24 protein-coding genes are annotated in these 23,657 nt (G+C 60.6%); 12 read left to right on the top strand and 12 right to left on the bottom strand.

The window, feature by feature from the left end; genetic code table 11:
• Window positions 1-148: 148 nt before the first annotated feature.
• Genes aroQ through K6M89_RS20400 form a run of 7 tightly spaced genes read right to left on the bottom strand, consistent with a single transcriptional unit; the run spans window position 149 to window position 5,557 of the window.
• On the bottom strand, window positions 149-598 hold the full coding sequence (gene aroQ, locus K6M89_RS20430; RefSeq protein WP_222140748.1) for a type II 3-dehydroquinate dehydratase: 450 nt from the start codon (window positions 596-598) through the stop codon (window positions 149-151).
• A 1-nt stretch (window position 599) separates the two neighbouring features.
• Window positions 600-1,709: a Gfo/Idh/MocA family protein gene (locus K6M89_RS20425; RefSeq protein WP_222140747.1), complete on the bottom strand. Its 1,110-nt coding sequence runs from the start codon at window positions 1,707-1,709 to the stop codon at window positions 600-602.
• A gap of 22 nt (window positions 1,710-1,731) precedes the next feature.
• Entirely contained in the window at window positions 1,732-2,538 is an 807-nt protein-coding gene (locus K6M89_RS20420; RefSeq protein ID WP_222140746.1) for a sugar phosphate isomerase/epimerase family protein, read from the bottom strand.
• 16 nt (window positions 2,539-2,554) lie between these two features.
• Complete coding sequence (locus tag K6M89_RS20415) at window positions 2,555-3,316, bottom strand: amino acid ABC transporter ATP-binding protein (RefSeq protein WP_281428480.1); 762 nt, start codon at window positions 3,314-3,316, stop codon at window positions 2,555-2,557.
• 32 nt (window positions 3,317-3,348) lie between these two features.
• Entirely contained in the window at window positions 3,349-4,188 is an 840-nt protein-coding gene (locus K6M89_RS20410) for a transporter substrate-binding domain-containing protein (RefSeq protein ID WP_222140745.1), read from the bottom strand.
• A 44-nt stretch (window positions 4,189-4,232) separates the two neighbouring features.
• The gene (locus tag K6M89_RS20405; protein WP_222140744.1) at window positions 4,233-4,883 is read right to left on the bottom strand and encodes an amino acid ABC transporter permease; all 651 of its coding nucleotides are present in this window, start codon (window positions 4,881-4,883) and stop codon (window positions 4,233-4,235) included.
• Between the two features lie 5 nt (window positions 4,884-4,888).
• A complete protein-coding gene (locus K6M89_RS20400; RefSeq protein WP_222140743.1) occupies window positions 4,889-5,557 on the bottom strand; it encodes an amino acid ABC transporter permease in 669 nt (222 codons plus the stop codon).
• A gap of 404 nt (window positions 5,558-5,961) precedes the next feature.
• Between K6M89_RS20400 and K6M89_RS20395 the strand changes: the two genes are divergently transcribed.
• On the top strand, window positions 5,962-6,669 hold the full coding sequence (locus K6M89_RS20395; RefSeq protein ID WP_222140742.1) for a TetR/AcrR family transcriptional regulator: 708 nt from the start codon (window positions 5,962-5,964) through the stop codon (window positions 6,667-6,669).
• A 50-nt stretch (window positions 6,670-6,719) separates the two neighbouring features.
• Here K6M89_RS20395 and K6M89_RS20390 read toward each other — a convergent pair whose 3' ends face one another.
• Window positions 6,720-7,934: an MFS transporter gene (locus K6M89_RS20390; RefSeq protein WP_222140741.1), complete on the bottom strand. Its 1,215-nt coding sequence runs from the start codon at window positions 7,932-7,934 to the stop codon at window positions 6,720-6,722.
• Between the two features lie 126 nt (window positions 7,935-8,060).
• Entirely contained in the window at window positions 8,061-8,543 is a 483-nt protein-coding gene (locus K6M89_RS20385) for a GNAT family N-acetyltransferase (protein WP_222140740.1), read from the bottom strand.
• A gap of 326 nt (window positions 8,544-8,869) precedes the next feature.
• On the opposite strand from K6M89_RS20385, the gene K6M89_RS20380 reads away from it, so the two are divergent.
• Window positions 8,870-9,808, top strand: a complete 939-nt coding sequence (locus K6M89_RS20380; protein ID WP_222140739.1) for a transglutaminase-like domain-containing protein — start codon at window positions 8,870-8,872, stop codon at window positions 9,806-9,808.
• 188 nt (window positions 9,809-9,996) lie between these two features.
• Here the strand turns inward: K6M89_RS20380 and pcaF are convergent, their stop codons facing one another.
• The 3 genes from pcaF to K6M89_RS20365 are packed head-to-tail and all read right to left on the bottom strand — an operon-like array spanning window position 9,997 to window position 12,621.
• Window positions 9,997-11,202, bottom strand: coding sequence for a 3-oxoadipyl-CoA thiolase (pcaF, locus tag K6M89_RS20375; protein WP_222140738.1), 1,206 nt, complete (start codon window positions 11,200-11,202; stop codon window positions 9,997-9,999).
• Between the two features lie 10 nt (window positions 11,203-11,212).
• Window positions 11,213-11,917: a CoA transferase subunit B gene (locus K6M89_RS20370; protein WP_222140737.1), complete on the bottom strand. Its 705-nt coding sequence runs from the start codon at window positions 11,915-11,917 to the stop codon at window positions 11,213-11,215.
• Window positions 11,914-12,621, bottom strand: coding sequence for a 3-oxoacid CoA-transferase subunit A (locus tag K6M89_RS20365; protein WP_222140736.1), 708 nt, complete (start codon window positions 12,619-12,621; stop codon window positions 11,914-11,916). The genes K6M89_RS20370 and K6M89_RS20365 overlap by 4 nt, the downstream gene beginning before the upstream one ends.
• 260 nt (window positions 12,622-12,881) lie before the next feature.
• On the opposite strand from K6M89_RS20365, the gene K6M89_RS20360 reads away from it, so the two are divergent.
• The 10 genes from K6M89_RS20360 to K6M89_RS20315 all read left to right on the top strand — a co-directional run bounded on the left by K6M89_RS20360 (window position 12,882) and on the right by K6M89_RS20315 (window position 23,652).
• Window positions 12,882-13,640, top strand: a complete 759-nt coding sequence (locus K6M89_RS20360; protein WP_097584493.1) for an IclR family transcriptional regulator domain-containing protein — start codon at window positions 12,882-12,884, stop codon at window positions 13,638-13,640.
• A 149-nt stretch (window positions 13,641-13,789) separates the two neighbouring features.
• A complete protein-coding gene (locus tag K6M89_RS20355) occupies window positions 13,790-14,038 on the top strand; it encodes a FitA-like ribbon-helix-helix domain-containing protein (protein WP_222140735.1) in 249 nt (82 codons plus the stop codon).
• Between the two features lie 241 nt (window positions 14,039-14,279).
• Complete coding sequence (locus K6M89_RS20350) at window positions 14,280-15,206, top strand: ArsR/SmtB family transcription factor (RefSeq protein ID WP_222140734.1); 927 nt, start codon at window positions 14,280-14,282, stop codon at window positions 15,204-15,206.
• A 210-nt stretch (window positions 15,207-15,416) separates the two neighbouring features.
• Window positions 15,417-16,925, top strand: a complete 1,509-nt coding sequence (gene arfA, locus K6M89_RS20345; RefSeq protein ID WP_222140733.1) for an arabinosylfuranosidase ArfA — start codon at window positions 15,417-15,419, stop codon at window positions 16,923-16,925.
• A 180-nt stretch (window positions 16,926-17,105) separates the two neighbouring features.
• On the top strand, window positions 17,106-19,010 hold the full coding sequence (locus tag K6M89_RS20340) for an ABC transporter substrate-binding protein (protein ID WP_222140732.1): 1,905 nt from the start codon (window positions 17,106-17,108) through the stop codon (window positions 19,008-19,010).
• A gap of 116 nt (window positions 19,011-19,126) precedes the next feature.
• Entirely contained in the window at window positions 19,127-20,131 is a 1,005-nt protein-coding gene (locus tag K6M89_RS20335) for an ABC transporter permease (protein WP_222140731.1), read from the top strand.
• Window positions 20,132-20,134: 3 nt separating this feature from the next.
• Window positions 20,135-20,992, top strand: coding sequence for an ABC transporter permease (locus K6M89_RS20330; RefSeq protein WP_222140730.1), 858 nt, complete (start codon window positions 20,135-20,137; stop codon window positions 20,990-20,992).
• 1 nt (window position 20,993) lies between these two features.
• The gene (locus tag K6M89_RS20325; protein ID WP_222140729.1) at window positions 20,994-21,983 is read left to right on the top strand and encodes an ABC transporter ATP-binding protein; all 990 of its coding nucleotides are present in this window, start codon (window positions 20,994-20,996) and stop codon (window positions 21,981-21,983) included.
• Window positions 21,980-22,792, top strand: a complete 813-nt coding sequence (locus K6M89_RS20320; RefSeq protein ID WP_222140728.1) for an ABC transporter ATP-binding protein — start codon at window positions 21,980-21,982, stop codon at window positions 22,790-22,792. Before K6M89_RS20325 ends, K6M89_RS20320 begins: the two co-directional genes overlap by 4 nt.
• A gap of 266 nt (window positions 22,793-23,058) precedes the next feature.
• Entirely contained in the window at window positions 23,059-23,652 is a 594-nt protein-coding gene (locus tag K6M89_RS20315) for an ankyrin repeat domain-containing protein (RefSeq protein ID WP_222140727.1), read from the top strand.
• Window positions 23,653-23,657 lie beyond the last annotated feature (5 nt).

Below are 23,657 nucleotides of genomic sequence, written 5' to 3'. Positions count from 1 at the left end.
CTCTCGTCGAAGATCAGGAAATCATTCTCGAAAATCTCCACCCCGTCGAAGCCGGCCTTGGCGATCGCCTCCAGCTTGTCGCTGAGGTCGCCGCTCAATGAAACGGTCGCAATCGAGGTCTTCATCGAAGTGATCCTTGCGATAGTTGTTAGGTCGTCATGGTCTTGGCGACGAGCCGCGAGGCCGCCTCGAGTGCCAACTCATAACCATCCGGCCCAAGGCCGCAGATCACACCGGTCGCTGCGAAGGAAATGTAGGAGTGGTGACGAAAACTCTCGCGCCGATGAACATTGGTGATGTGCAGCTCGATGATCGGGCCTTCGAAGGTTTTCAGCGCGTCATGGATCGCAAGAGATGTATGAGTATAGGCGCCGGCATTGATGACGATCGCGTCAGCGGAACTGCGGGCCTCGTGGATCCACTCGATCAGCTCGCCCTCGTGGTTGGATTGCCGGAAGACGACTCCATGCTTTCGGCCTGCAGAGCTCGCATGGCAGATGGTTTCGATATCGGCGAGCGTCGTGCTGCCGTAGATATGCGGTTCGCGTTGGCCCAGCAGATTGAGGTTGGAACCGTTCAAAACGAAGATCGGCTTCATGTCAGGATGCTTTCTTTGGATTTGTGTGTTGCGACGTCGGCGGGAATTTTGCGGCAGCGAGCGCCTCGTAACGATCTTGGAGATCGATGCGAGTTCCCGATACCGCTGCCTCCGCCACCGCAAGCGTCGCAATCAGCGTACGCGCGCCGTCCTCGACTGTGAGCAGAGACTCCGCCTCGCCGCGAACGACATCACGAAAATGATCGAGCTGCGCGCGATAGGGATCGATGAAGCTTGCGAAAAGCCGCTGGGACCGGACCGGCTCGTTCCAGTTCTGGCCGCCTTCTGCCTGCTCCCAATGGACCAGGCTCGGAAATTCCAGCGAGCCGCGACTGCCGACAAAGCGGTAGCTGCTCTCTCCGCTGAACGGAAATTCGACCGCTTCGCCGACGCCCTGCTCGGTCGTCCAGGGCGAAACCGCGCTGTCGCTCGCAAAGAACGTGCCGATGCATCCTCCATCGAACTCGAACAGGGCGCCGGCGGTATCCTCGACGGGAAATTGTCTTTGGCGGCTTGAGGAGATGGCGCTGACACCGCGGATCTCACCTGCCGTGTAACGCAGGAAATCGATCTCGTGAATGAGGTTGATCAGGATCGGTCCGCCGCCAGGCTGAGTGCGCCAGGGCGCGATCCGGAAGTAATCATCGGGCTTGTAAGCGGCCCAGATGGCCGAGACGCCGACAAGGTTGCCGATCAACCCTTCACTCAGAAGGCGTCTCAGCGTCTTAACCTGGTCATGATGGCGGCGATGGTGACCGACAAGTGTCCGGACATTGTTTGCGCGAATTTCCAGGAGCAGATCGGCTGCACTTGCGAGCGTATCTGTGACCGGTTTTTCGATCAGTATATCGATGCCGAGGCGCGCACATTCGATGCCGATGGCCGCATGGCTCTGATTGGGCGAAGCAATGATGACGGCCTGCGGGCGCGCCTCGTCGAGCAACGACTTGTAATCCTTGAACACCGCAATATCCGGATATTGCGCGGAGACGCTGTCGCGGTTGACGTCAGCGATGCCGGCAAGGTCGAAATCGGGATGTTCGATGATCTGCTTGATATGCTTACGGCCGATCAGGCCTGCGCCGATGATGCCGATGGAAATATTTGCCATGCTTTCAACTATTCCGTTTCAGTCACAAGAGGGTTTGCAGGCGGGTGCGAGAGGCGACCGCGTCCGCCAACGGATTTTCCGAGATGATTTCGATGACCACGTCGCCGTCGAAGCGAAGATCTTCGATGGTCTTCAGGATCGGCCGGAAGTCGATCTGTCCCGAGCCGATCGGCGCGTGCTGCCATTTGCCGTGGTCGGCATCCGAGAGGTGGACGACGCGAACCCGGTCCTTCAGCATTTCCAGGCCGGCGGACGGATCCTCGCCGATCGCCCGGGCATTGGCGACGTCATAGACGACGTCGACATTGTCCCGGCCGCAGCGGTCGAGCACCGATCGGATCGAGGCCGCATCCGGGAAGACACCGATCGGGTGGTTTTCGAAGAGAAGACGGATTCCGCAGGCGGCGGCGTGGTCGGCCAGCCGGACGAGGCAGTCAGCGACGATATCTTCCAGCACGCCCGGTGTCGCGGCGATGAGCGCGTGTTTGCGCCCTGAACTCACCGTGACATAGCGGCTGCCGAGAAAGGCGGCTGCTTCGATTGCTCTACCATAGGCGCCGACAGCAAACTCCGTCACATCGGGCAAAGGGCTGGCGAGATTATAGTCGCCGACCGGCAGGTCGAGCGCGACCAGCTTTCCGCCAGTAGCGGCGATGCCGTTCCTGAGCGCGATCCAGTCCGTCGAACCGTGATGACGGATATTGAAATGCGGATCACTGGCAAGCAGCTGGAATTTCCTAAAACCCTGATCCGCCAGCCTGGCGATGGCATCGACCGCCGTCGCGTCCCAGACGAAGCCGAAGGTGTGAACACCGTAATCGATTGGCATTATTCTCTTCCCGCTTTCAGTGCCCGAGAATCTGTCCGAGAAAAGCACGCGTGCGCTCGTTCCTAGGTGCGGTGAAGAATTCCTCGGGTGGCGCCTCCTCGATGATCTCGCCATTCGCCATGAAGATCACGCGATCGGCGACGGCGCGGGCAAAACCCATTTCGTGGGTAACGCAGATCATCGTTCGCCCTTCGCCGGCGAGTGAGATCATGGTGTCGAGCACCTCCTTGACCATTTCGGGATCGAGCGCCGAGGTCGGCTCGTCGAAGAGCATCACCTTTGGATCCATGCAGAGCGCGCGGGCGATCGCCACGCGCTGCTGCTGGCCGCCGGAAAGCTGCGCCGGATATTTGTGCACCTGATCCGAGATGCGCACGCGCTCCAGATAGGCGCGCGCGATCTCTTCTGCTTGCGGCGCTTTCATTCCGCGCACTTTCATCGGCGCAAGCATGCAGTTCCTCAATACCGTCATATGGGGGAAGAGATTGAACTGCTGGAAGACCATGCCGACCTCACGACGGATGGCGTCGATCGAGGCGCCTGACTTTAACTCGATGCCGTCGACGACGACCCGTCCGCTGGCGAAGTTCTCGAGATAGTTGATGCAACGGATGAGAGTCGATTTGCCCGACCCAGACGGCCCGCAGAGAACGACTTTCTCGCCCTGCTTCACCGTCAGGTTGATACTTTTGAGAGCATGGAAGGCGCCGTAATACTTGTCCACCTCTTCCATGACGATCATCGGATCGGCAATGGCATTCTCCGAAATTTTCGCCATCGTATTCACGGCGTCTTCCTCCGTCGGCTTTGTTATTGAACGGTGAAGGGAATATCAGGCAGCGAGTCCGGGAAGTCGGGCACGTCCTGGCCAAGCCATTTTTGGTAGATTTTCTCGAGGCGGCCGTCGGCGCGCACCTTGTCGATGAAGGCGTTCAGCTCCTCGACGAACTGCTTTTGGCCGGGACGCACGGAGATACCGTTATATTGCCGGTTGAACTGCAGTTTCTTTTCGAATTTGAAGTCCGGCGCGATTTTGGCGATGCTGAGGAAGTACGTGTTGTTGGCACCGAGCGCATCGACCTGACCGGAAAGAAAGGCCTGGATGGCGGTAGCATCGTCATCGAAGCGTTGGATCGTCGCGCCTTCGGGAGCGTTCTTGGTCACTTGCGTATCCTGTGCGGAAGAGCGGGCAACGGCTATCCGCAAGCCCTTGAGGTCGGCCGGCGCCTTGATGTTTGTCTCCGGCTTGGCGAGCAGCATGATGTCGATCGCCGAATAGGGCTTGGTGAACTGCACCACCTTGGCGCGATCGGGATACATGCCCATCACGGCAATCAGCGCATCGACCTTGTTGGTCATCAATGTCGGGATGCGGTTGGCGACGGCGACGCGATTGAACTCGACCGGCACTCCGATCTCCTCACCGAGAAGCTTGGCGAAATCGGCATCGAAGCCAGCGCTCTGATTGCTTTCGTCGACGAACCCCCATGGCGGGTTCTCACCCTGAATGCCGATCACGATCTTGCCGTTGGCCTTCAGTTCCGCAAAGCTCTGCGCATCGGCGCTGCCCCCACCGAATGCGACGAAAAAGCCGAAACCGACTGCCCCCACAGCCCCCCAGGCTTTCCTCAACAGATTGGACTTCTTCATCATTAGGCTTCCTCCTTGCCCTTTAGCGTTGTTCCCTGCGCGCGCTAGCGAGCGCTCGCAAAGCGTTTTTCCAGTTGGAAACTGAAGTGCGACAGCGGCCAACACAGCGCGAAGTAGAGCGCGCCGACGAGACCGAAGACGATGAGCGGCTGATAGGTCGCGTTGGACACGATCTGCCCGGCACGAGTCAGCTCGGTAAAGCCGATGATGGCGGCAAGAGACGTGCCTTTGACCAGTTGCACCAGGAAACCGACCGTGCTCGGCAGCGAAATCCGCAGCGCCTGCGGCAGGATGACGTAGACGATGCGGGTTCGATATCCGAGCCCAAGCGCCTTGGCCGCCTCCTCCTGTCCCTTCGGCAGCGCCATGATGGTGCTGCGCCAGATCTCGCCCAGATAGGCGCTCGCATGCAGCGTCAGGCCGGCGGCAACGGCGATCCAGGCGTTCACCGTGATGCCGACCAATGGCAGGCCGTAATAGATCACGAAGAGCTGCATCAGCAGTGGTGTGCCCTGAAAGATGATGATGAACGCCGCCGCCGTGCCTCGCAGTGGCGGGAACGGTGCGGTGCGGATCAGGGCAATGCAGAGCCCTCCGATGGCGCCGCAGACGAAGGCGATGGCTGCGAGCAGGATCGTCCAGTGGAACGCTTCGAGCAAGATGACGATCTGGTTGAGGCCGAGTGTCTGAACCATGGCCGTCACCGCGTCGGATAGGAGAGAAGGCCGCGCTCGATCACGGAGAACAGTCCCGTCAGCATGGCGGACATCCCGAGATAAAGACCGGTCAGGGTCAGGTAGACTTCGAAACTGCGAAAGGTCGCCGATTCCAGCTCTTGACCGATGCTGGCCAGCTCCATCGCCGATATCGAGGCGACGACGCTGGAGGTGAGCATCAACAGGATGAACTGGCTCGCAAGTGCAGGAAAGCTGACGCGCAGCGCCGGCCTGAGGATGATGTGGCGGAACACCTGGAAACCGTTCAGGCCGAGTGCGCGACCGGCCTCGACCTGGCCCTTATGAATCGATTCCACCCCGCCGCGGATGATCTCAGCCGCATAGGCGCCGCCGTTGAGACCGAGGGCGACGACAGCGGCCGTGTCGGGCGCCAGCCTGATGCCGATCGACGGCAGGCCGAGATAGATGAAGAAGGCCTGCACCGGAAAGGGGGTATTGCGGATGATCTCGATGAAACCCTTCACCAGCCAGACGAACGGCCCGAACCCGGTCCGGCGCAAGGTTGCGCAGACAAGGCCGATGGCAAAGCCCATCGCCATCGCCTTGGTGGAGATCGCAAGCGTCAACCAGCATCCATAGAGAAGCCGGGGCCAGGCGTCGAAAATCACGCTGAAATCGAATTGATAGCTCACTGTGAGCCCCTCCCCGCAGCCGTAGGCGCCTTCTCCGTTCCAAGCGCCTCCGACAAATGTTCATATTGGTGCAAAGATAGCCAAATGATCGAATATCTGTCAACTCCTCCGATTTATTCCCATCTCCAATCTATATAATGTGCAAATTCATCCATTTAACATAAAAGCGGCTGCAGCCATGGAAATTCAACTCTCATATTTTTTCTATTTTTCTACCAATATTGTCGCTTCAAAAATGTTCGAACTAGTACATATTTTCCCAAACGCAAAGGGAAGGAAGTCCCAGTGTCGACCGGCGATACGGCTGTTGAAGGGTTGTGAGAATGTTCGAGAACGACCATGCTTGCAAAGCAGGCCAAAGGTCGCGATAAGGGCGATTACATGTGGCTGGTCAGTGAGGAACCATGGCTGAAAGTGGAGCTAAATCCGCCAAGTCGCAAGCGACGCAAAAATATCAGCGGCAGCAGCGCACCAACGATCCCGACCAGACCCGCGCCGACATTCTCGAAGCGGCGGAGGATCAATTTGCCCGGCGGGGTTACGCCGGTACGACGATCGACAGCATTGCGCAGAAGACCCGCCGCAGCAAGCGGATGATCTACTACTACTTCAATTCGAAGGCGAAGCTCTACGTCGCCGTGCTCGAAAATGCCTATGCGCGCATCCGCGTCGCGGAGGCGAAGGTCAATCTCGGCGAGGACGATCCCCGCCAGTCGCTGAAGAACCTCGTGGATTTCTGCTTCGATTTTCACTTCGATCACCCCACATATGTCAAGTTGATTGTCAGTGAAAACCTCAACGAGGCGAAATACTTAACGGCCTCGTCGCTGGTCGGGGAGCTGCACCGGCCGATCCTGCAACGCATCGATCAATGCCTGCGCCTCGGATACCAGAAGGAGCTCTTCCATCAGGTCGTCACGCCGATGGAAATCCATATGACGTTGAGCGGCCTCTGCTTCTTCAATGTTTCCAACCGCGCCACCTTCTCGGCGATCTTCGATGCCGACATGACCTCTGCTGCGGCGCGGCGCGCCCGCAAGCAGCAGATTCTGCTGACGATCCTCGGGCGGCTGAACACGACAATGGACGGTTTCGTGTCGGATTTCTCGTAGCGTTCGAGCCCTTACAACCGCAGCGCCGCAGAGAAGCCTTGGGGTTTGCCTCACGAAGACACGCCGAAGGCCGGCTGCGACTTTTGGCGGGCGAGAGGCGGGAAGGCAAGGGCGATTGCCGCCGCTCCGAGACCGACCATCGCCGAGCCGATGAACAGCCAGGAATAATTGGCAAAAGTATCGAAGATCCAGCCGCCGATAAGAGGACCGAAGGCCATGCCGAGGCTGGAAAGCATCGTCGCCGCGCCAAGCACGGTACCGATGATGCGCTGGCCGAAATACTCCCGCGCCAACACCGCATAGAGCGGCATCACCCCGCCATAGGCGCTGCCGAAGACGATGGCGAGCGCGTAGAATTCGGTCAATTCGCTGACGAAGAGATAGGTCGCAAGCGCTGCCGCCTGCACCGTGAGGCCGGCGACCAAGACCGGCTTTACCCCGAGCCTGTCGGCGAGGCTGCCATAGAGCAGCCGACCGCCCAGCCCCGCCAGGCCTTCGACGCTATAGATGCTGACGGCAGCCATCGGTGCGACGCCGCAGATCGTCGCATAGTTCACCATGTGGAAGATCGGGCCGGAATGGGCCGCACAGCAGGCAAAGAAGGTGAGGCCGAGCACGATGAATTGCGGCGAGCGGAAGACTTTCGACAGCTGTGGCCGGGCGCCTTCGGCGGCAAATTCGCTTCCCGCATCGACGCTCTCGACAGGCGGACGCCTGACCAGCATAGCCGCCGGCACCAGCAGCACCCAGGTCGCGATGCCGATGATCAACATGGCCGGCCGCCAGTCATAGGCCGAGATCAGCCAGCGCGCGAAAGGCGAGATCGTCATCGGCGCGACGCCCATGCCGGCGGAGACCAGCGACACGGCAAGGCCGCGGTTCTCGTCGAACCAAGCGGTCGTCGCCGCGATCATCGGCGCGAAGAAGGCGCTGGCGGCCAATCCGACCAGGAGTCCGTAGGTCAGCTGGAATTGAATGAGCGTTTCGGCGCGGCTCGCCAGTACCAGCGCCAGACCGAGCAGCACGGATCCGATCATCACCACGATGCGCGGCCCGAAGCGGTCACTGGCCGCGCCCCAGAGGAAACCGCCGAAGCCCATGACGATGAAATTCAGCGTCATCGCGCTGGCAATGCCGACATGCGACCAGCCGGTCGCGCTCGCGATCGGCTCCTGGAAAATCGCCAGCGAGAACATTGCGCCGATTGCCACACAGGACATCAAAGCGCCGACGGCGACGATGACCCAACGATAGGGAACACTCATGCTTCCAACCTCCATGCCGACAGTGATCGCGAAGCTGCGGCCGGCTTGCCGCATCTCGCCTACGATCAATGACGTTTGAAGCGCTGCGATTTCGACACCGCCCTCACATGTTTTTTCCGTACAATTCTACAGGGTGCGGAACATCACCAGTGCGTCGACATAACCGTCGGTCGGATGGAGGAAGACGCCGGGAAGCCGGCCGACGATGTCGAAGCCGAGAGATTGCCACAGCTCGACGGCGCGGCGATTACTGCTGACGACGAAATTGAACTGCATGGCCCGAAAGCCGCGGACGCGGGCATGCTCCAGCGAATGCTCGTGCATGCGGCGGGCGACGCCACGGCCAGCCGCCGCGGCATCGGTCATATAGCCGCAATTGCAGACATGGCGCCCGCCGCCGGCCTGATTGGCCTTGATATAATAGGTGCCGAGGATGACGCCATCCTCTTCGGCGACGAAGGTCTCGCGGTCCGGTCCCATCCAGTAGGCCAGCGCATCACCTTCGGAGAGATCTCGATCCAGCGCATAGGTCTCACCGGCGCGGATTGTCGGGCCGATGATCCTCCAGATGGCGCTTCGGTCGTCGTTATTTGCGGGTCGGATCAGCATGCCCGATTTCTACAGAAGCCTGATCTGGCGCGCAACCGACCCGGATCTGCCGGCACGTGCCGGAAGCCCCACGCGTAACCAGCCTCAGACCTTTTTCGAGTCCGCGAGTGCAATTGCTATCGCCTGCCTGGCGCAGATCCACAGCGCCGCCTGCGACTTTCTCGCGGCTCCCGAAAGCTCCGGTGCCGTGATGCCGCGATGCTCGCCTGAGATGCACCGCGGGCGGACGAACCAGCGCTCAAATCTCCGCAACGCGGATCAAACACCCGATTGAACGCTGTGGCAGAACAGGCGAACCGGCATCTGGCCCCGCAGGAGGTTGTAATATGAATGTCAAAATCCTTTCCAACCATTGCGAGCACAACGACCGCGCTCAGCATCGCAAGCTTCAACATTATACGAAGCATTCACTCTTCAGCTCGCCCGGGCGCCATTCCGCACTCCTCGAAATGCTGCCGTCCGATCCATCGGGGGTCGCCCGCACGGTGCAGGCTCTGCTGATCTACGAACACGCCGCAGAACCACTCTATGGTTACAAGGTTCCCGACGCCCGCCGCGCCGAAAGCCATATCCGCCCGATCGAGAAGATGGTTGATGCGTTGCTGGCGCTTGACGATCGTCCGCTCTCCTGTGCCCGGGCGCCCGGGAAGCGCCTGGTCGGCATTTGCCGCCACTACATGTTACTGTCCATCGCAATCCTTCGCCACCACGGCGTTCCCGCTCGAGGCCGGGGAGGCTTCGGCGCCTACTTTAACCCCGGCAAATTCGAAGATCACTGGGTCGGCGAATACTGGAAAGCAAGTGATGGACGCTGGGCGCTGTTGGACAGCCAGCTCGACCAGGTTTTCATCCGCAAGCTCGGAATTGGCTTCGACATCCATGACGTTCCACGCGACCAGTTCTTGACCGCGTCCGACGCCTGGCGCAGATGCCGGCGCGGAGAACTCGATCCGAACTTGTTCGGCATCGAGTTCGCGCAGCTTCGTGGTCTGTGGTTCGTCGCCGGTAACCTGATCCGCGACCTCGCCACCCTCAACGGTCGCGAAGTCCTGCCCTGGGACGTGTGGGGTGCACAACCCGCACCAAATTCAACGCTTTCGGACTCCGAACTGGATTTCTTTGACGAGATCGCCTTGCTTACGGCCGATCCGGATGCAGACTTCGACGCGTTGAACCGGCGTTTTTTCGAAGATGCGAAACTAAGGCTGCCCGGAAGCGTCTTCAACTCATTACGCGAGCGTCATGAAAGAGTGTTAGAGGGCTGAGACGCCGCGCGGAGTGTCATACGCGGCCCCGGCGAGTACCCTGGCTCTCCTGCTACCATTCTGCCCTGATGCATCGGCCAAATGGGACATCCGGTCCCAGGATCTGCGCCTGTGATAAGGTGGGTATGGCGCTGGAGCGCCGGGAGTTGGGGATGTGGCGGTCTCTCGGGATCTGACGTACCGCGCCCTCAAACCCTTTCCAGTGCGATGGCGATCCCTTGCCCGACGCCGATGCACATCGTCGACAGCGAGTATTTTCCGCGGGCTTCCGCAAGCTCCAGCGCCGCTGTGCCGGTAATGCGGGCGCCCGACATGCCCAAGGGATGACCGAGCGCAATGGCGCCACCATTGCGGTTGACCCGCTCGTCGTCATCAGCAATGCCGAGCGTGCGCAGCACCGCCAGGCCCTGGCTGGCAAAGGCTTCATTGAGTTCGATGACGTCGAACTGTTCCTGGCTCATTCTAAGCCGGGCCATCAGCTTGCGCGAGGCCGGGATCGGCCCGACGCCCATGACACGTGGCGGAACGGCGGCGGAGGCGCCGCCGAGGATGCGGGCGATCGGCGTCAGGCCGTATTTTCGCGCCGCCGCTTCCGAAGCGACGATCAGTGCCGCCGCGCCATCATTGACGCCGGAGGCATTGCCTGCGGTGACCGTGCCCCCCTCTTTCTTGAAGGGCGTCGCGAGTTTCGCCAGCGCTTCCATCGTCGTCGCGCGCGGATGCTCGTCCTTGTCGACGACGACGGGATCGCCCTTACGCTGCGGGATGGTCACCGGGGCGATCTCCTTCGCCAGCCGGCCGCTCGCCTGGGCGGCGGCGGCCTTGGCCTGGCTGCGCACCGCAAAGGCATCCTGGTCCTCGCGGCTGACATGATAGTCCGCGGCGACGTTCTCGCCGGTCTCCGGCATGGAATCAACGCCGTATTGTTTCTTCATCACAGGGTTGACGAAACGCCAGCCGATCGTGGTGTCGTGAATTTCCGCCGCCCGTGAAAAGGCCGTCTCGGCCTTCGGCATGACGAAAGGCGCGCGCGACATGCTTTCGACGCCGCCGGCGATCATCAGTTCGGCCTCGCCGGCGCGGATGGCGCGTGCGGCCGTGATCACCGCATCCATGCCGGAGCCGCACAGCCGGTTGATCGTCGTGCCCGGCACGGCGATCGGCAGGCCGGCCAGGAGCGCCGACATGCGCGCGACATTGCGGTTGTCCTCACCCGCCTGGTTGGCGCAGCCGAAGATCACGTCGTCGACGGCTTCCCAGTCGACGTCGTCGTTGCGCTGCATCAGCGCCTTCAGCGGGATGGCGCCGAGATCGTCGGCGCGCACCTGCGAGAGCGAGCCGGCGAAGCGGCCGATCGGCGTCCTGATATAGTCGCAGATAAAGGCTTCGGTCATGGCTTTTCCTTTAGAGTTTCGGAACGACGAGATCGGTAACCGGTCCGTCGACATAGAGCGGCGCACCGGTCATCGCCTGCAATTCCTCCTCAGACATCGCGGCCAGCTTCTCGCGCAGGACAAAACGCCCTTCGACGATGTCGATGACGGCGTGGCTTGTGTAAACGCGGGTAATGCAGGCGACACCGGTCAGCGGGAAGGTGCATTTCTCCACCAGCTTCGGCTCGCCCGTCTTGGTGACATGCTCAGTGATGACGCAGACCTGCTTGGCGCCGTGCACGAGATCCATGGCGCCGCCGACAGCAGGCACGCCCTTGCTGCCCACCCGCCAGTTGGCGAGATCACCGTTCTGCGCGACCTGATAGGCGCCGAGGATGGCGACGTCGAGATGGCCGCCGCGCACCATGGCGAAACTGTCGGCGTGGTGGAAGAAGGCCGCACCCGGCTTCAGCGTCACCGCCTTCTTGCCGGCATTGATCAGGTCCCAGTCTTCTTCACCGTCCGCCGGCGGCTCGCCGAAATTCAGGATGCCGTTTTCGGTGTGGAAGATCGCTTCACGGCCGGGCGGCTGATAGCGGGCGACCATTTCGGGAAAGCCGATTCCGAGGTTCACATAGGCGCCGTCGGCGATATCCTGCGCAGCGCGCCAGGCGATCTGCGCATTGGAAAGCTTGATGTCTTCCCGGGTATTGATGGGACTGTTATCGACGGTCATACGTAGGCCACTCCGGCTCGAATGAGCTCTTCTTCCTGCTGGGGATTGGCAACGGCAACGACGCGGTCGACGAAGATGCCGGGGGTCACCACATGTTCGGGATCGATGCCGCCGGCCGGCACGATCGATGAGACCTGGACGATGGTCTTCGCTGCCGCCATGCACATTAGCGGATTGAAGTTGCGGCCGGCCTTGTTGTAGGTGAGGTTGCCGTGTATGTCGCCGACCGCAGCCTTGACGATGGCGAAATCGGCCTTCAGCCAGCGTTCCTGCACATAGTGGCGGCCGTCGAATTCGGCGATAACCTTGCCCTCGGCGAGTTCGGTGCCATAGGCCGTCGGCGTGTAAAAGGCCGGAATGCCGGCCCCGCCAGCGCGGATGCGCTCGGCCAGCGTTCCCTGCGGCACCAGTTCGAGCTCGATTTCGCCGGCCAGATATTTGTCCGTAAAGGCGCGCGGATCCGACGAGCGCGGGAACGAGCAGATCATCTTTCTGACCATGCCGGCATCGATCATCGCCGCGATGCCGATGCGGCCGTTGCCGGCATTGTTGTTGATGACGGTCAGACCCTTGCAGCCCTTGTCGATCAGGGCGTGGATCAATTCAATCGGCGCGCCCGAACCGCCGAAACCGCCGATCATGACGGTCGCGCCGTCACCGATCTCGGAGACGGCCTCCGCCGCGCTCCCGACTGACTTGTCCATGCCGGATTCTCCTTGGCTCGATCGGGTGGGCAGCTCGCCATCCCGTCTCCTGTTCAGAGATAAAGCGCGGCAGGGGCATACCGCAAGATATTTTGTGCGTTATTTGACATTTGTTCATATATCGCACAATGAGGGGCGGTCAGGCGTTGCCCGAGCAATCGATCCAGTGAATCGATTGCAGCGACGAATGCCCGAAGCGCAAGCGAAGGGCGGAGCGATACAAATTTACTTAGCCAAGCCCCAACCACAGGAGCCCCCACATGCGCGAAACGGATTTCGTCAGCGGCTTTGCCCGCGGTCTGAAAGTCATCGAAGCCTTCGGCGAGACGCGGCAGCGGCTTTCGATCGCCGAGGCCTCGAAGCTGACGGCGCTCGACCGCGCCACCGTGCGCCGCTCGCTGCTGACGCTCGCCGAACTCGGCTATGCCGATTATGACGGCAAGTTCTTCACACTGACGCCGAAGATCCTGCGGCTCGGCCATGCCTATCTCTCAGCGACGCCGCTGCCGGCGCTCTTGCAGCCGCACCTCGATCATCTCTCGGAACGCGCCGGCCAGAGCGCTTCGGCCTCCGTGCTCGACGGCATCGAAATCGTCTATGTCGCCCGGGCCTCGCAGCGCCGGGTCATGTCGATCAATCTCACCCCGGGCAGCCGCCTGCCGGCCTATTGCGCCTCGATGGGTCGCGTGCTGCTCGCAGCCCTTCCCGAAAGCGAGGCCCGCGCCATCCTTGCCCGCAGCGAGCTGAGGCAAAATACTGCGAATACCAAGACCGATCCTGAGGAACTCATTGCCGAATTCCGGCGCGTGCGCGCGGACGGCTATGCCGTCATCGATCAGGAGCTGGAGATCGGCCTCTGCTCGATCGCCGTTCCTGTGGAGAACGACCGCGGCGAAACGGTCGCGGCAATCAATATCGGCGCGCCGGCCGCCCTCGTCCCGGCGGCGGAGATGAAGGACCGCTATCTCAAGCTGCTGAAGGAAACACAGGCCGCATTGCGGCCGCTCTTGCACCGGTGACGGTGCAAGCGAGGACGCGGCCCCGGTCGGAGGGCATTGACCCGCGCCCTGCCCTTTCTGCGGGGCTGACCGCCTGAGAACGGAAACGCATCCGCTGGCCGTTGAACCTGCAATCACTGATTTATATGCTGTCATTGATGAATGGAGGCATGGCCAGCATGACGATCCGCAATCTCGATGAGGGATTGAAGCAGCGGCTGCGCGTCCGCGCCGCGACGCATGGCCGTTCAATGGAAGGCGAAGCACGCGATATTCTGCGTACGGCACTTGCGACCACCGAGCCGGTGGCACGCAATCTCGCCGATACTATCCGCGCCCGCCTGCAATCGGTCGGCGGAATTGAGCTCGAAATTCCGCCCCGGCAGCCGATCCGGGACGCGCCGGACTTTGACGCGTGACCATTCTCGATACCAACGTCATTTCGGAGTGCTCACACCCGCACCGCAGTGCTTCACTAGCAACGCGCAACCTGTCCGATTTCGAGGGAATTGGCTTGCAAATCATTAATCCGTGAGAAAACCGCTAACCCTCCGCGCGTAGAGTTGCAGACCTACACGGGTAATCACTGTCGGCGCCGCCGTTCCCACTTGATGTATCATAATTTCCGATATACATCATTTCATCGGAATCATTGGGGGAATGATGGAACGTTCGTTTTTGACGATTGCCGCCGGCGAGAACAGTGAGGCGATCCGCGCACTTTCTGCCCCGGCGCGGATCGAGATTCTCAAGCTGCTCTGCGCCAAGGGGCCGATGAATATCAACGATATCGCGCGCGCTTTGTCCCTCCCCCAATCTACGGTCGCCACCGGGATTCAGATTTTGGAAGACGCACGGCTTGTCGACTCGCAATTGGCAAAAGCGCGGAAGGGGAACCAGAAGATCTGCTCGGCGATCTACAGCGAGATCCTGATCAGCTTCGAGGAAAGCGCGGCGCAACGGGCAAACAATATTATCGAAGTCGAGATGCCGGTCGGCTTGTATACCAGTTGCGACGTCCATGCGCCATGCGGCCTTTGTTCCACCGAGAGCGTCATAGGCCCCCTCGACGTGCCCGACTATTTCCTTGACCCACAGCGGATGCAGGCCGGGCTCGTCTGGTTCGGCCGGGGCTATGTCGAGTATAAATTCCCCAACAATGCCAAGGTGTTGAACAAGGATATCCGTGCCATCGAGTTCTCCTTGGAATTATCCTCGGAAGTGCCTGGCACCAATCCGGACTGGCCCTCGGATATCACTCTCTGGGTCAACGGCATGGCGATCGGCACCTGGACCTCGCCCGGCGATTACGGCGACAAGCGCGGCGCCTTCACGCCCGCCTGGTGGAAGCTGGAAGGCTCGCAATATGGGATGATGAAGACCTGGCGCATATCGACGCGCGGCACCTTCATCGACGGTGTCGCCGCATCGAATGTCACGCTCGGCGATCTGGCGCTCGGCCAGCATTCCTCGATCCGGCTGCGCGTCGGCATCGCCGAGAATGCCGGCCATACCGGCGGCGTCAACATTTTCGGCCGCGGCTTCGGAAATCACGGCCGCGACATCATCATGCGGCTCCATGTGTAATCAATCAATATCGGAAATTTTGATTTAAAAACGTTGGCTACTTTGCGATTTCGTGGTTGATGAAATACGATAACATTTTGTAATTACGCTGTTTTTGCCGAAAAATGAATTAGTATGACAAAAGATTCAACTCGGTTGACAGAACGACATTCCTGATATCAAGTTACAGGCAAGAAAACAAAATTCCTGATACATAAACGGGAGGATCCGTTGAAGACGAATGTCGTTGCCCACCGCGATTTCCGCATCGCGACCATTGACGCCAGGCTCTACAGTTCATTCCTCGAGCATCTCGGCAGAGCGATCTACGGGGGCATCTACGAGCCCGGACATCCGACAGCCGATGAAGACGGCTTTCGCCGCGATGTTCTCGATCTCGTCCGTGATCTCGACACGCCCTACTGCCGTTATCCCGGCGGCAACTTCGTCTCGGCCTATAATTGGGAAGACGGCGTCGGCCCGCGTTCGGAGCGCCCTGTTCGTCTCGACCTTGCCTGGCGCACCCGCGAAGCCAATCAGATCGGCGTCAACGAATTCGTCGACTGGTGCAAGAAGGCGAACACCAAACCGATGCTTGCCGTCAACCTCGGCTCCCGCGGCCTCGATGCCGCCCGCAATTTCCTCGAATATTGCAATCATCCCGGCGGCACCTACTGGTCGGATCTGCGCCGCAAGCACGGCTGGTCCAATCCGCACGATGTCAAATTGTGGTGCCTCGGCAACGAGATGGACGGCCCTTGGCAGGTCGGTCACAAATCGGCCTATGAATATGGCCGGCTGGCGGACGAGACGGCCAAGGCGATGCGCGGCTTCGACAAGTCGCTCGAACTCGTGGTCTGCGGCTCGTCCAATTCCGATATGAAAACCTATCCCGATTGGGAGGCCCAAGTCCTTGAGCAGTGCTACGACAGCGCCGACTATATCTCGCTGCATATGTATTTCGCCAACCGCGAGAAGAACACGCTGAACTATCTCGCCCGCGCGACCAAGCTCGATCGCTACATCACCACGATCGGCGGCGTGATCGACTACATCAAGGCGAAAAAGCGCTCGAAGAAGACGATCGGCATTTCCTTCGATGAATGGAACGTCTGGTATCATTCCAACCAGCAGGACAAGGAGATCCTGGCGCGTGACGAGTGGCCGAATGCGCCGCATCTGCTCGAAGACGTCTATAATTTCGAGGACGTGCTGCAGGTCGGTGGCATTCTGAACACCTTCATCCGCCGCTCCGACCGGGTGCGTATCGCCTGCATCGCCCAGCTCGTCAACGTCATCGCCCCTATCATGACTGAGGACGGCGGGGCTGCCTGGCGCCAGACGATCTATTACCCCTTCTACTACGCCTCCCGCTATGGCCGCGGCTCGGCGCTGCAGCTGGTCGTCGATGGCCCGACCTATGACAGCGACGAGGAGAACGAGGTTCCCTATCTCGACGTCTCGGCCGTCCATTCCGAGGATGGCAGGAGCCTGACCTTCTTTGCCGTCAACCGCCATCCGGACACAGTGCTCGATCTCGACGTGCGGCTGGAAGGCTTTGGCGGCGCCCGGCTGATCGAGCAGGTGGAAATGAGCCATGGCGATCTCGAAGCCGTCAATACGGCGCGGCGGCCGGAAACGGTCGTGCCCGCCAAGGTCGAGAGCGCAAGGGTTGAAGACGGACGGGTGCGGGCGGCGCTGAAACCGCTGTCCTATAACGTCATCCGGCTGTCGGTGTGACAGTCGCCGGGCAGGCCAATCGGCCCGGCTGAGAATTCGGCTCGACTGCGAGGAGGCAGACGAGCCGGAGGGATGGTTCGCCGAAGACATGGAAGTTCCGAGGCTTCTGCGAACCGACAACCGCGACATGCCCATGCGTGCCCAGCGGCCGCGGCATGATCGCTTTCAAGGGAGGAGTTCATGCAAAAGTGGAAGAGGTTTGCATTCGGCTTCGTGCTGGCCACGTTCGGCCTGACCGCAGTGGCCGGAGCCCAGGAATACACCTCCTTGCCGCGCAAGGAGACGCTCATCGTCGAAAATCCGGAAGGGACGATCAAGAATCCCGGCTGGTTCAACATCTGGGTCAATGGCGGCGGCGGTGTTTCCACAGGCCTGCAGCAGCTGACCATGGATACGCTCTGGTATATCGACCCGGAACAAGGGCTTGGCGGCGCGAGCTGGGACAATTCGCTCGCCGCCGACAAGCCGCAATATAATGCCGACTTCACCGAAATGACCGTGAAACTGCGCAAGGGGCTCTTCTGGAGCGACGGCGTCGAATTCACGGCAGACGACGTGGTCTATACCGTCAAGACGCAGATGGACCACCCCGGCATGGTCTGGAGCGCGGCCTTCACGGTGCAGGTGGCAAGCGTCGAGGCGACCGATCCCCAGACCGTCGTGTTCAAGCTGAAGAAGCCGAATTCGCGTTTCCATTCGATCTTCACGGTGCGCTGGAACGGCGCCTGGATCATGCCCAAGCATGTCTTCGAAAAGGTGGAGGATCCGCTCCGCTATGATTTCGCTAATCCGGTCTCGCTCGGCGCCTACAAGCTCAAGGGCTATGATCCCCAGGGCCAATGGTATACCTGGGAGAAGCGTGAGGACTGGCAACGGACCTCGCTTGCCCGCTTCGGCGAGCCGGGCCCGAAATACGTGACCTATGTCGATCCCGGCCCGCCGGATAAACGCACCATCGCTCAGCTTGAGCACAATCTCGATATCATTCACGACAATACGCCGGAGGGCATGTTCACCCTCAAGGAGAAGTCGAAGACAATCGAAACCTGGTTCCCGGGCTTCCCCTTCGCCCATCCGGATCCGACGCTGCCGGCCGTCATCTTCAACACCCAGAATCCGCCCTTCGACAAGGCCGATGTGCGCTGGGCGCTTGCCCTGTTGATCGACATCAAGGCCGTCGACATGGCGAGCTACCGTGGGGCGGCGACGCTTTCCGCGCTCGGCGTGCCGCCGACGGCGGCAACGATGAAGGACTATCAGGCGCCGATGCAGGATTGGCTGAAGGATTTCGAAATCGATACCGGCAAGCGCAAGATCAAGCCTTATGATCCGACCATCGGACAACAGATTGCCGATATCCTGCGCAAGCAGCCGAAGTTCAAGGATCAGATCCCGAGCGACCCGCAGGCGATCAGCAACGCCTTTGGCTATGGCTGGTGGAAACCGGATCCGCAGGCAGCGACCGAGCTTCTTGAAAAGGCCGGATTCAAGAAAACCGGCGGCAAGTGGATGACGCCTGACGGTCAGCCGTTCCGGATCCGTATGTCTGTCGAAGGCGATACCCGCTCCGTCTTCACCCGGGCCGGAACCCTGATCGCCCAGCAATGGGCCACATTCGGCATCGACGCCAAAGCCGTGCCGGTCGCGAAACTTTGGCAGACGGCGCTGCAGCCCGGCGATTTCGATGTGGCGATCGCCTGGAGCGTCGAGACCTGGGGCGGCGATCCCGACCTGTCCTTCTTCCTCGAAAGCTGGCACTCGCAGTTCGTGGCGAAGAAGGGTGAAAACCAGCCGCCGCGCAACTGGCAGCGCTGGTCCAATCCGGAGCTCGACAAGATCATCGAGAGCATCCGAGCCATCGGTCCCGACGATCCGAAGGGCATGGAGCTCGGCAAGGATTATCTGAAGCTGGTCGCCCGTGAAATGCCGACGATACCGCTGATGTCCTATAACGTCTTCACCTCGATGGATACGACCTATTGGACCGGTTATCCGACGATCAAGGACCCCTATACGGATCCCGTGCCGAACTGGGCGAATTCGAGGCTGATGATGGTCAAGCTGAAGCCGGCTCAACCGCAATAACCCTCCCAACGCCGGCGCGTGAGCCATCGCGCCGGCCCCCTCATCGACGGGCATGAGCCCCGCTGCCATGCTCGTCGATCCTTTCCAGAAAGGAATTAGAGAGGAACCTCCGCCTTATGACGTCCTATCTGCTCTTTGTGCTGAAGCGGTTCGGCCAGTTTCTGCTCGTCGTCTTTCTCGGCGTGACGATCACCTTCTTCGTCACCCACCTGACCCCGATCGATCCGGTCGAAGAAAGCATAGGCGCCATCACGCAGATGGGTCAGTCCGACCCGAACGCGATCGAGCTGATGCGCCAGTCGCTTCGCGAGCTTTACGGCATGGAAGGCACGATCTGGCAGCAATATCTGAAATTCTGGCTGCGGCTTGCGACAGGCGATCTCGGCCCCTCGCTCTCGGCCTTCCCCACGCCCGTTTCGACAATCATCCTGCGCTCGCTGCCCTGGACGATCGGGCTGATGACGGTCTCGACGCTGATCACCTTCGTGCTCGGCAATGCGATCGGCGCGCTCGCCGGCTATTACAGGAAGAACATGGTGCTGAAGGGCGTCAGCCTCATCTTCATCGCGCTGCTTCCCATTCCCTATTATATCCTTGCCTTCGTGCTTCTCATCATCTTCGGCTATCTCTGGCCGGTGCTGCCGATCACCGGCGGCTACGAGATGAACGCCAATCTGGACCTCTCCTTCGCGCTGGTCCTCGACATCCTCGAACATTCCATCCTGCCCGCCCTGTCGCTGATCCTTGTCGGAGCCGGCAGCTGGCTGATCGGCATGCGGGCGCTTGTCTCCAACATCATCACCGATGATTACGTCACCTTCGCCGAGCTCGGCGGAGTGCCGAAGAACAAGATTCTCCGCTCCTATATCGCCCGCAACGCCATGGTGCCGCAGTTCACCGGGCTTGCCATGTCGCTCGGCGCGATCTTCAACGGCACTGTCATCACCGAAATCGTCTTCGGTTATCCCGGCATCGGCAACCTGCTGATCTCGGCCGTGCATGCCGGCGACTACAGCCTGGTGCTCGGCCTCAGCGCCCTGTCGATCGTCGGCGTTGCGGCCGCCGTCTTCATCATCGACATTCTGAGCCCGCTGATCGATCCGCGCATCAAGGTGGAATAGAGCATGTTTACGATCATCCGCGACCTCTCACGCCACAATATGGAATTCCTCTGCGGCCTGCTGCTCTTTGCGGTCATCGTCGGGCTGGTCATCCTGTCCTATTTCTCGCCCTATGGCGCGACGGACATCTACCTCCTGCCGCCCGACATGCCGCCGGACGGCGAATACTGGCTGGGCACGACCTCGCGCGGCCAGGACGTTTTCTGGCAGCTGACGACGGCTCTCCGCAACACGCTCTATTTCGGCATCGGCGTCGCCATTCTCTCGCGCATTATCTCGCTGGTCGTCGGCCTCGTCGCCGGTTATGCCGGCGGCGCGGTCGACCGGCTGCTGATGGCGATCAACGACAGCGTCATGGTCATCCCGCAATTTCCGCTGCTGATCCTTTTCTACTTCGTGCTGAAGGACAGCATGACCTGGACGGCGCTGATCGTCATCATGGCCATGCTCGGCTGGTCCTATGACGCCCGCCTCATCCGTTCGGTAGCGATCGGCCTGAAGACCAGGCCCTTTACCACCCAGAGCGTTTATTCCGGCATGACCATGCGCAAGATCCTCATCGAGGAGCACCTGCCCTATGTGCTGCCGATCGTCTTCGCCACGACGATGAACAACATGATCTGGTCTATCGGCATGGAGATCACGCTCTCGGTGCTGGGGTTCACCGACATCGAGACGCCGACCATGGGCATGATGATCTACTGGGCCAACGCGCATTCGGCGCTGATCTCGGGCATATGGTGGTGGGTGGCCGCCCCCGTTGCCGTCATCGTCATTCTCTTCCTGGCGCTCTTCCTGCTGTCGATGTCGATGAACGAATACAATGATCCGCGCAGCCGGCTCAACCGGATGGGAAGTTAGTATGGATCCTTTGGTCGAAATCGAGAATCTGAAAGCCTATTACCGCGCCTTCCTCTTTGGTGTCGATCGTGAGGTGCGGGCCGTCGACGACATCAGCCTGACGATCGGCCGCGGCGAGGTCTATGGCGTTGCCGGCGAATCGAGCAGCGGCAAGACGACGCTGATCAAGACGATTGCCGGCGCGATCCGCCCGCCGCTCCGAGTCGTTTCGGGCAGTGTCAAATTCCACTTTGGCGGCGGCAGCCAGGATCTCTATGCGATGACGCCGGAGGAGCGCATAGCGCTGCGCTGGCGCCATCTCTCCTATATCATGCAGGGCTCGATGAACGTGCTCAATCCGGTGCGCCGGATCCGCCACTCCTTCACCGATTTCGCCTTCCGCCACATGACGGTGAGCAAGAGCATCTTCTTCGAGAAGGTCGCCGCCCACCTGCAAAGGCTGAAGCTCGATCCGCAGCTGCTCGACGCCTATCCGCACGAACTCTCGGGCGGCATGCGCCAGCGCATGACCATTGCGCTCGCCACCATCCTGACGCCGGAGTTCATCATCGCCGATGAGCCGACGACCGCGCTCGACGTCATCGTTCAGCGCGACGTGCTGACGATGATCCGCGAGATCCAGCGCGAGATGGGCTCATCCTTCCTGTTCGTCACCCATGATATGGGCGTGCATGCGACGGTCTCCGACCGCATCGGCATCGTCTATGCCGGGCGGCTTGTCGAGGAGGCGCCGACGCCCAAGCTCTTCAGCCTGCCGCTCCACCCCTATACGCAGCACCTGGTCGGCAGCCTGCCGAAGATTGGCGACCCCACGACGCGGCCGTCGCTGGAGGGGCGCCCGCCGAACCTCGCCATGCCGCCGGAAGGCTGCCGGTTTCACCCGCGCTGCCCGAAGCGCATGGATATCTGCTCGCAGAAGGTGCCGCCACTCGTCACCGTCGAGCCTGGGCGGCGCGTGGCCTGTTTTGCAGTTACGGGAGATCCGGTTTGAGTGCTCTGCTTCGCCTCTCGCATGTCACCAAGGTTTACCGCCAGGGCGGCCTGCTCGGCCGGCGGCTGATCACCGCGGTCAGGGATGTCAGCTTCGAACTCGGCGACGAGCCGGAGATCCTCTCGATCGTCGGCGAATCCGGCTCGGGCAAATCGACGGTGGCGGCGATGATCCTCGGCCAGACCGAGCCGACGGAAGGCGAGTTGCAATTTGCCGGCAAGACCGTCGCGATCCACAGCCGAGCCGAACGCACGGCTTTCATGAAGGAGGTGCAGCCGGTTCTCCAGAACCCCTTCGAAGCCTTCAACCCGCTGAAGCGGGTCGACCGCTATCTCTTCGAGACCGCCCGCAATTTCTCCGCCGGCGGAAAACGGCCGGATCGGCGCGAGGTGGAGAAGATGGCCGACGCCGCCCTCCATCATGTCGGCCTCACCCTTGAAGAGGTGAAGGGCCGCTTTCCCCACGAACTCTCCGGCGGCCAGCTTCAGCGCGTCGCCATTGCCCGCGCGCTGATCCCGCAGCCCCGCCTGCTGGTCGCCGACGAGCCGGTCTCCATGGTCGACGCCTCGCTGCGCATGGCGATTGTCAACCTGTTCGGCCGCCTGAAAAACGAGCTTGGCCTTTCGATCATCTACATCACCCACGATCTCGCCACCGCCTATTACATCAGCGACAACATCATCATCATGCGCAAGGGCGAAATCGTCGAACGCGGCCAGGCGCGGACGGTGCTCGACAATCCGCAGCATCCCTATTCGCGCGCGCTGAAGGATGCAGTGCTGGCGGCGGATTTTAGTGTGGCGGTGTGAGTGGTGGGAGGTGAGTGCGAGGAAATGGTGCCAAGAAAGCGCTTTCGTTTCTGCCACAGCAATTCCAGGAAAAGTGTGAAGCGGTTTTCCGTCCGGAATTGCGTAAAAACAAAAACTTAGAGCGGTCCTGCGCTTCCATGAAAGCTGAAGCGTTTTAGCTTTGAAGCGGAAATTTCGGTGGCGGTCGCCGCTGCAGCTGAAGCAGCTGCTAGGTAGCCTACATGCCGACGGCGTGCTATTCTGTCGGTAAATATTAAGGTGAAGCTATGCGCCGGTTTCTTACATCGGTAGCGTTGTTTTTTTCAGCGACCGCGGCGGCCGCGGGTGATCTATTGTTCGATGCCGTTTCAGCAGGAAACACCGTTGCCGTGGAGCAATTTCTGGCCTCGGGTGCCGATGTCAACAGCCGCACTCCCGACCAGGCAACACCACTCATCAACGCCGCGCTTGCCAAGCAGCTTGCCGTTGCCGAGTTGTTAATAAAAAGAAATGCCGATGTTATGGCAAGGAATTCAGGCGGCTTTACGCCCCTTCACGCTGCGGCATTTTCGGGTAGCGTACCCATCAGCAAACTGCTCCTAGATCACGGAGCAATTCTCGATGATGCGTCCAACAAAGCAGGCGTTACGCCGCTCATGGTTGCTGGCGAAGAGAACCATGTCCTCCTCGCGGAGTTTTTCCTCGCCAACGGGGCCGATGTCACCCACGCCGAGGTTCACGGCTACGCGCCAATCACGAGGGCCATGTGGAAAGGCAATTTCGATATCGTCCGTCTCTTCAAGCGACATGGTGTGTCGTGCCCTCCGGCCAGCGTTCTCGGCGCAGGTAATTACGCTAAGTGCATGGAAATACACGAATAAAACAG

This window comes from Rhizobium croatiense, assembly GCF_019793465.1.
GTDB lineage: Bacteria > Pseudomonadota > Alphaproteobacteria > Rhizobiales > Rhizobiaceae > Rhizobium > Rhizobium croatiense.
Note: the sequence above shows the minus strand (reverse complement) of the source record. Positions and strands in the feature narration are given on the sequence as shown.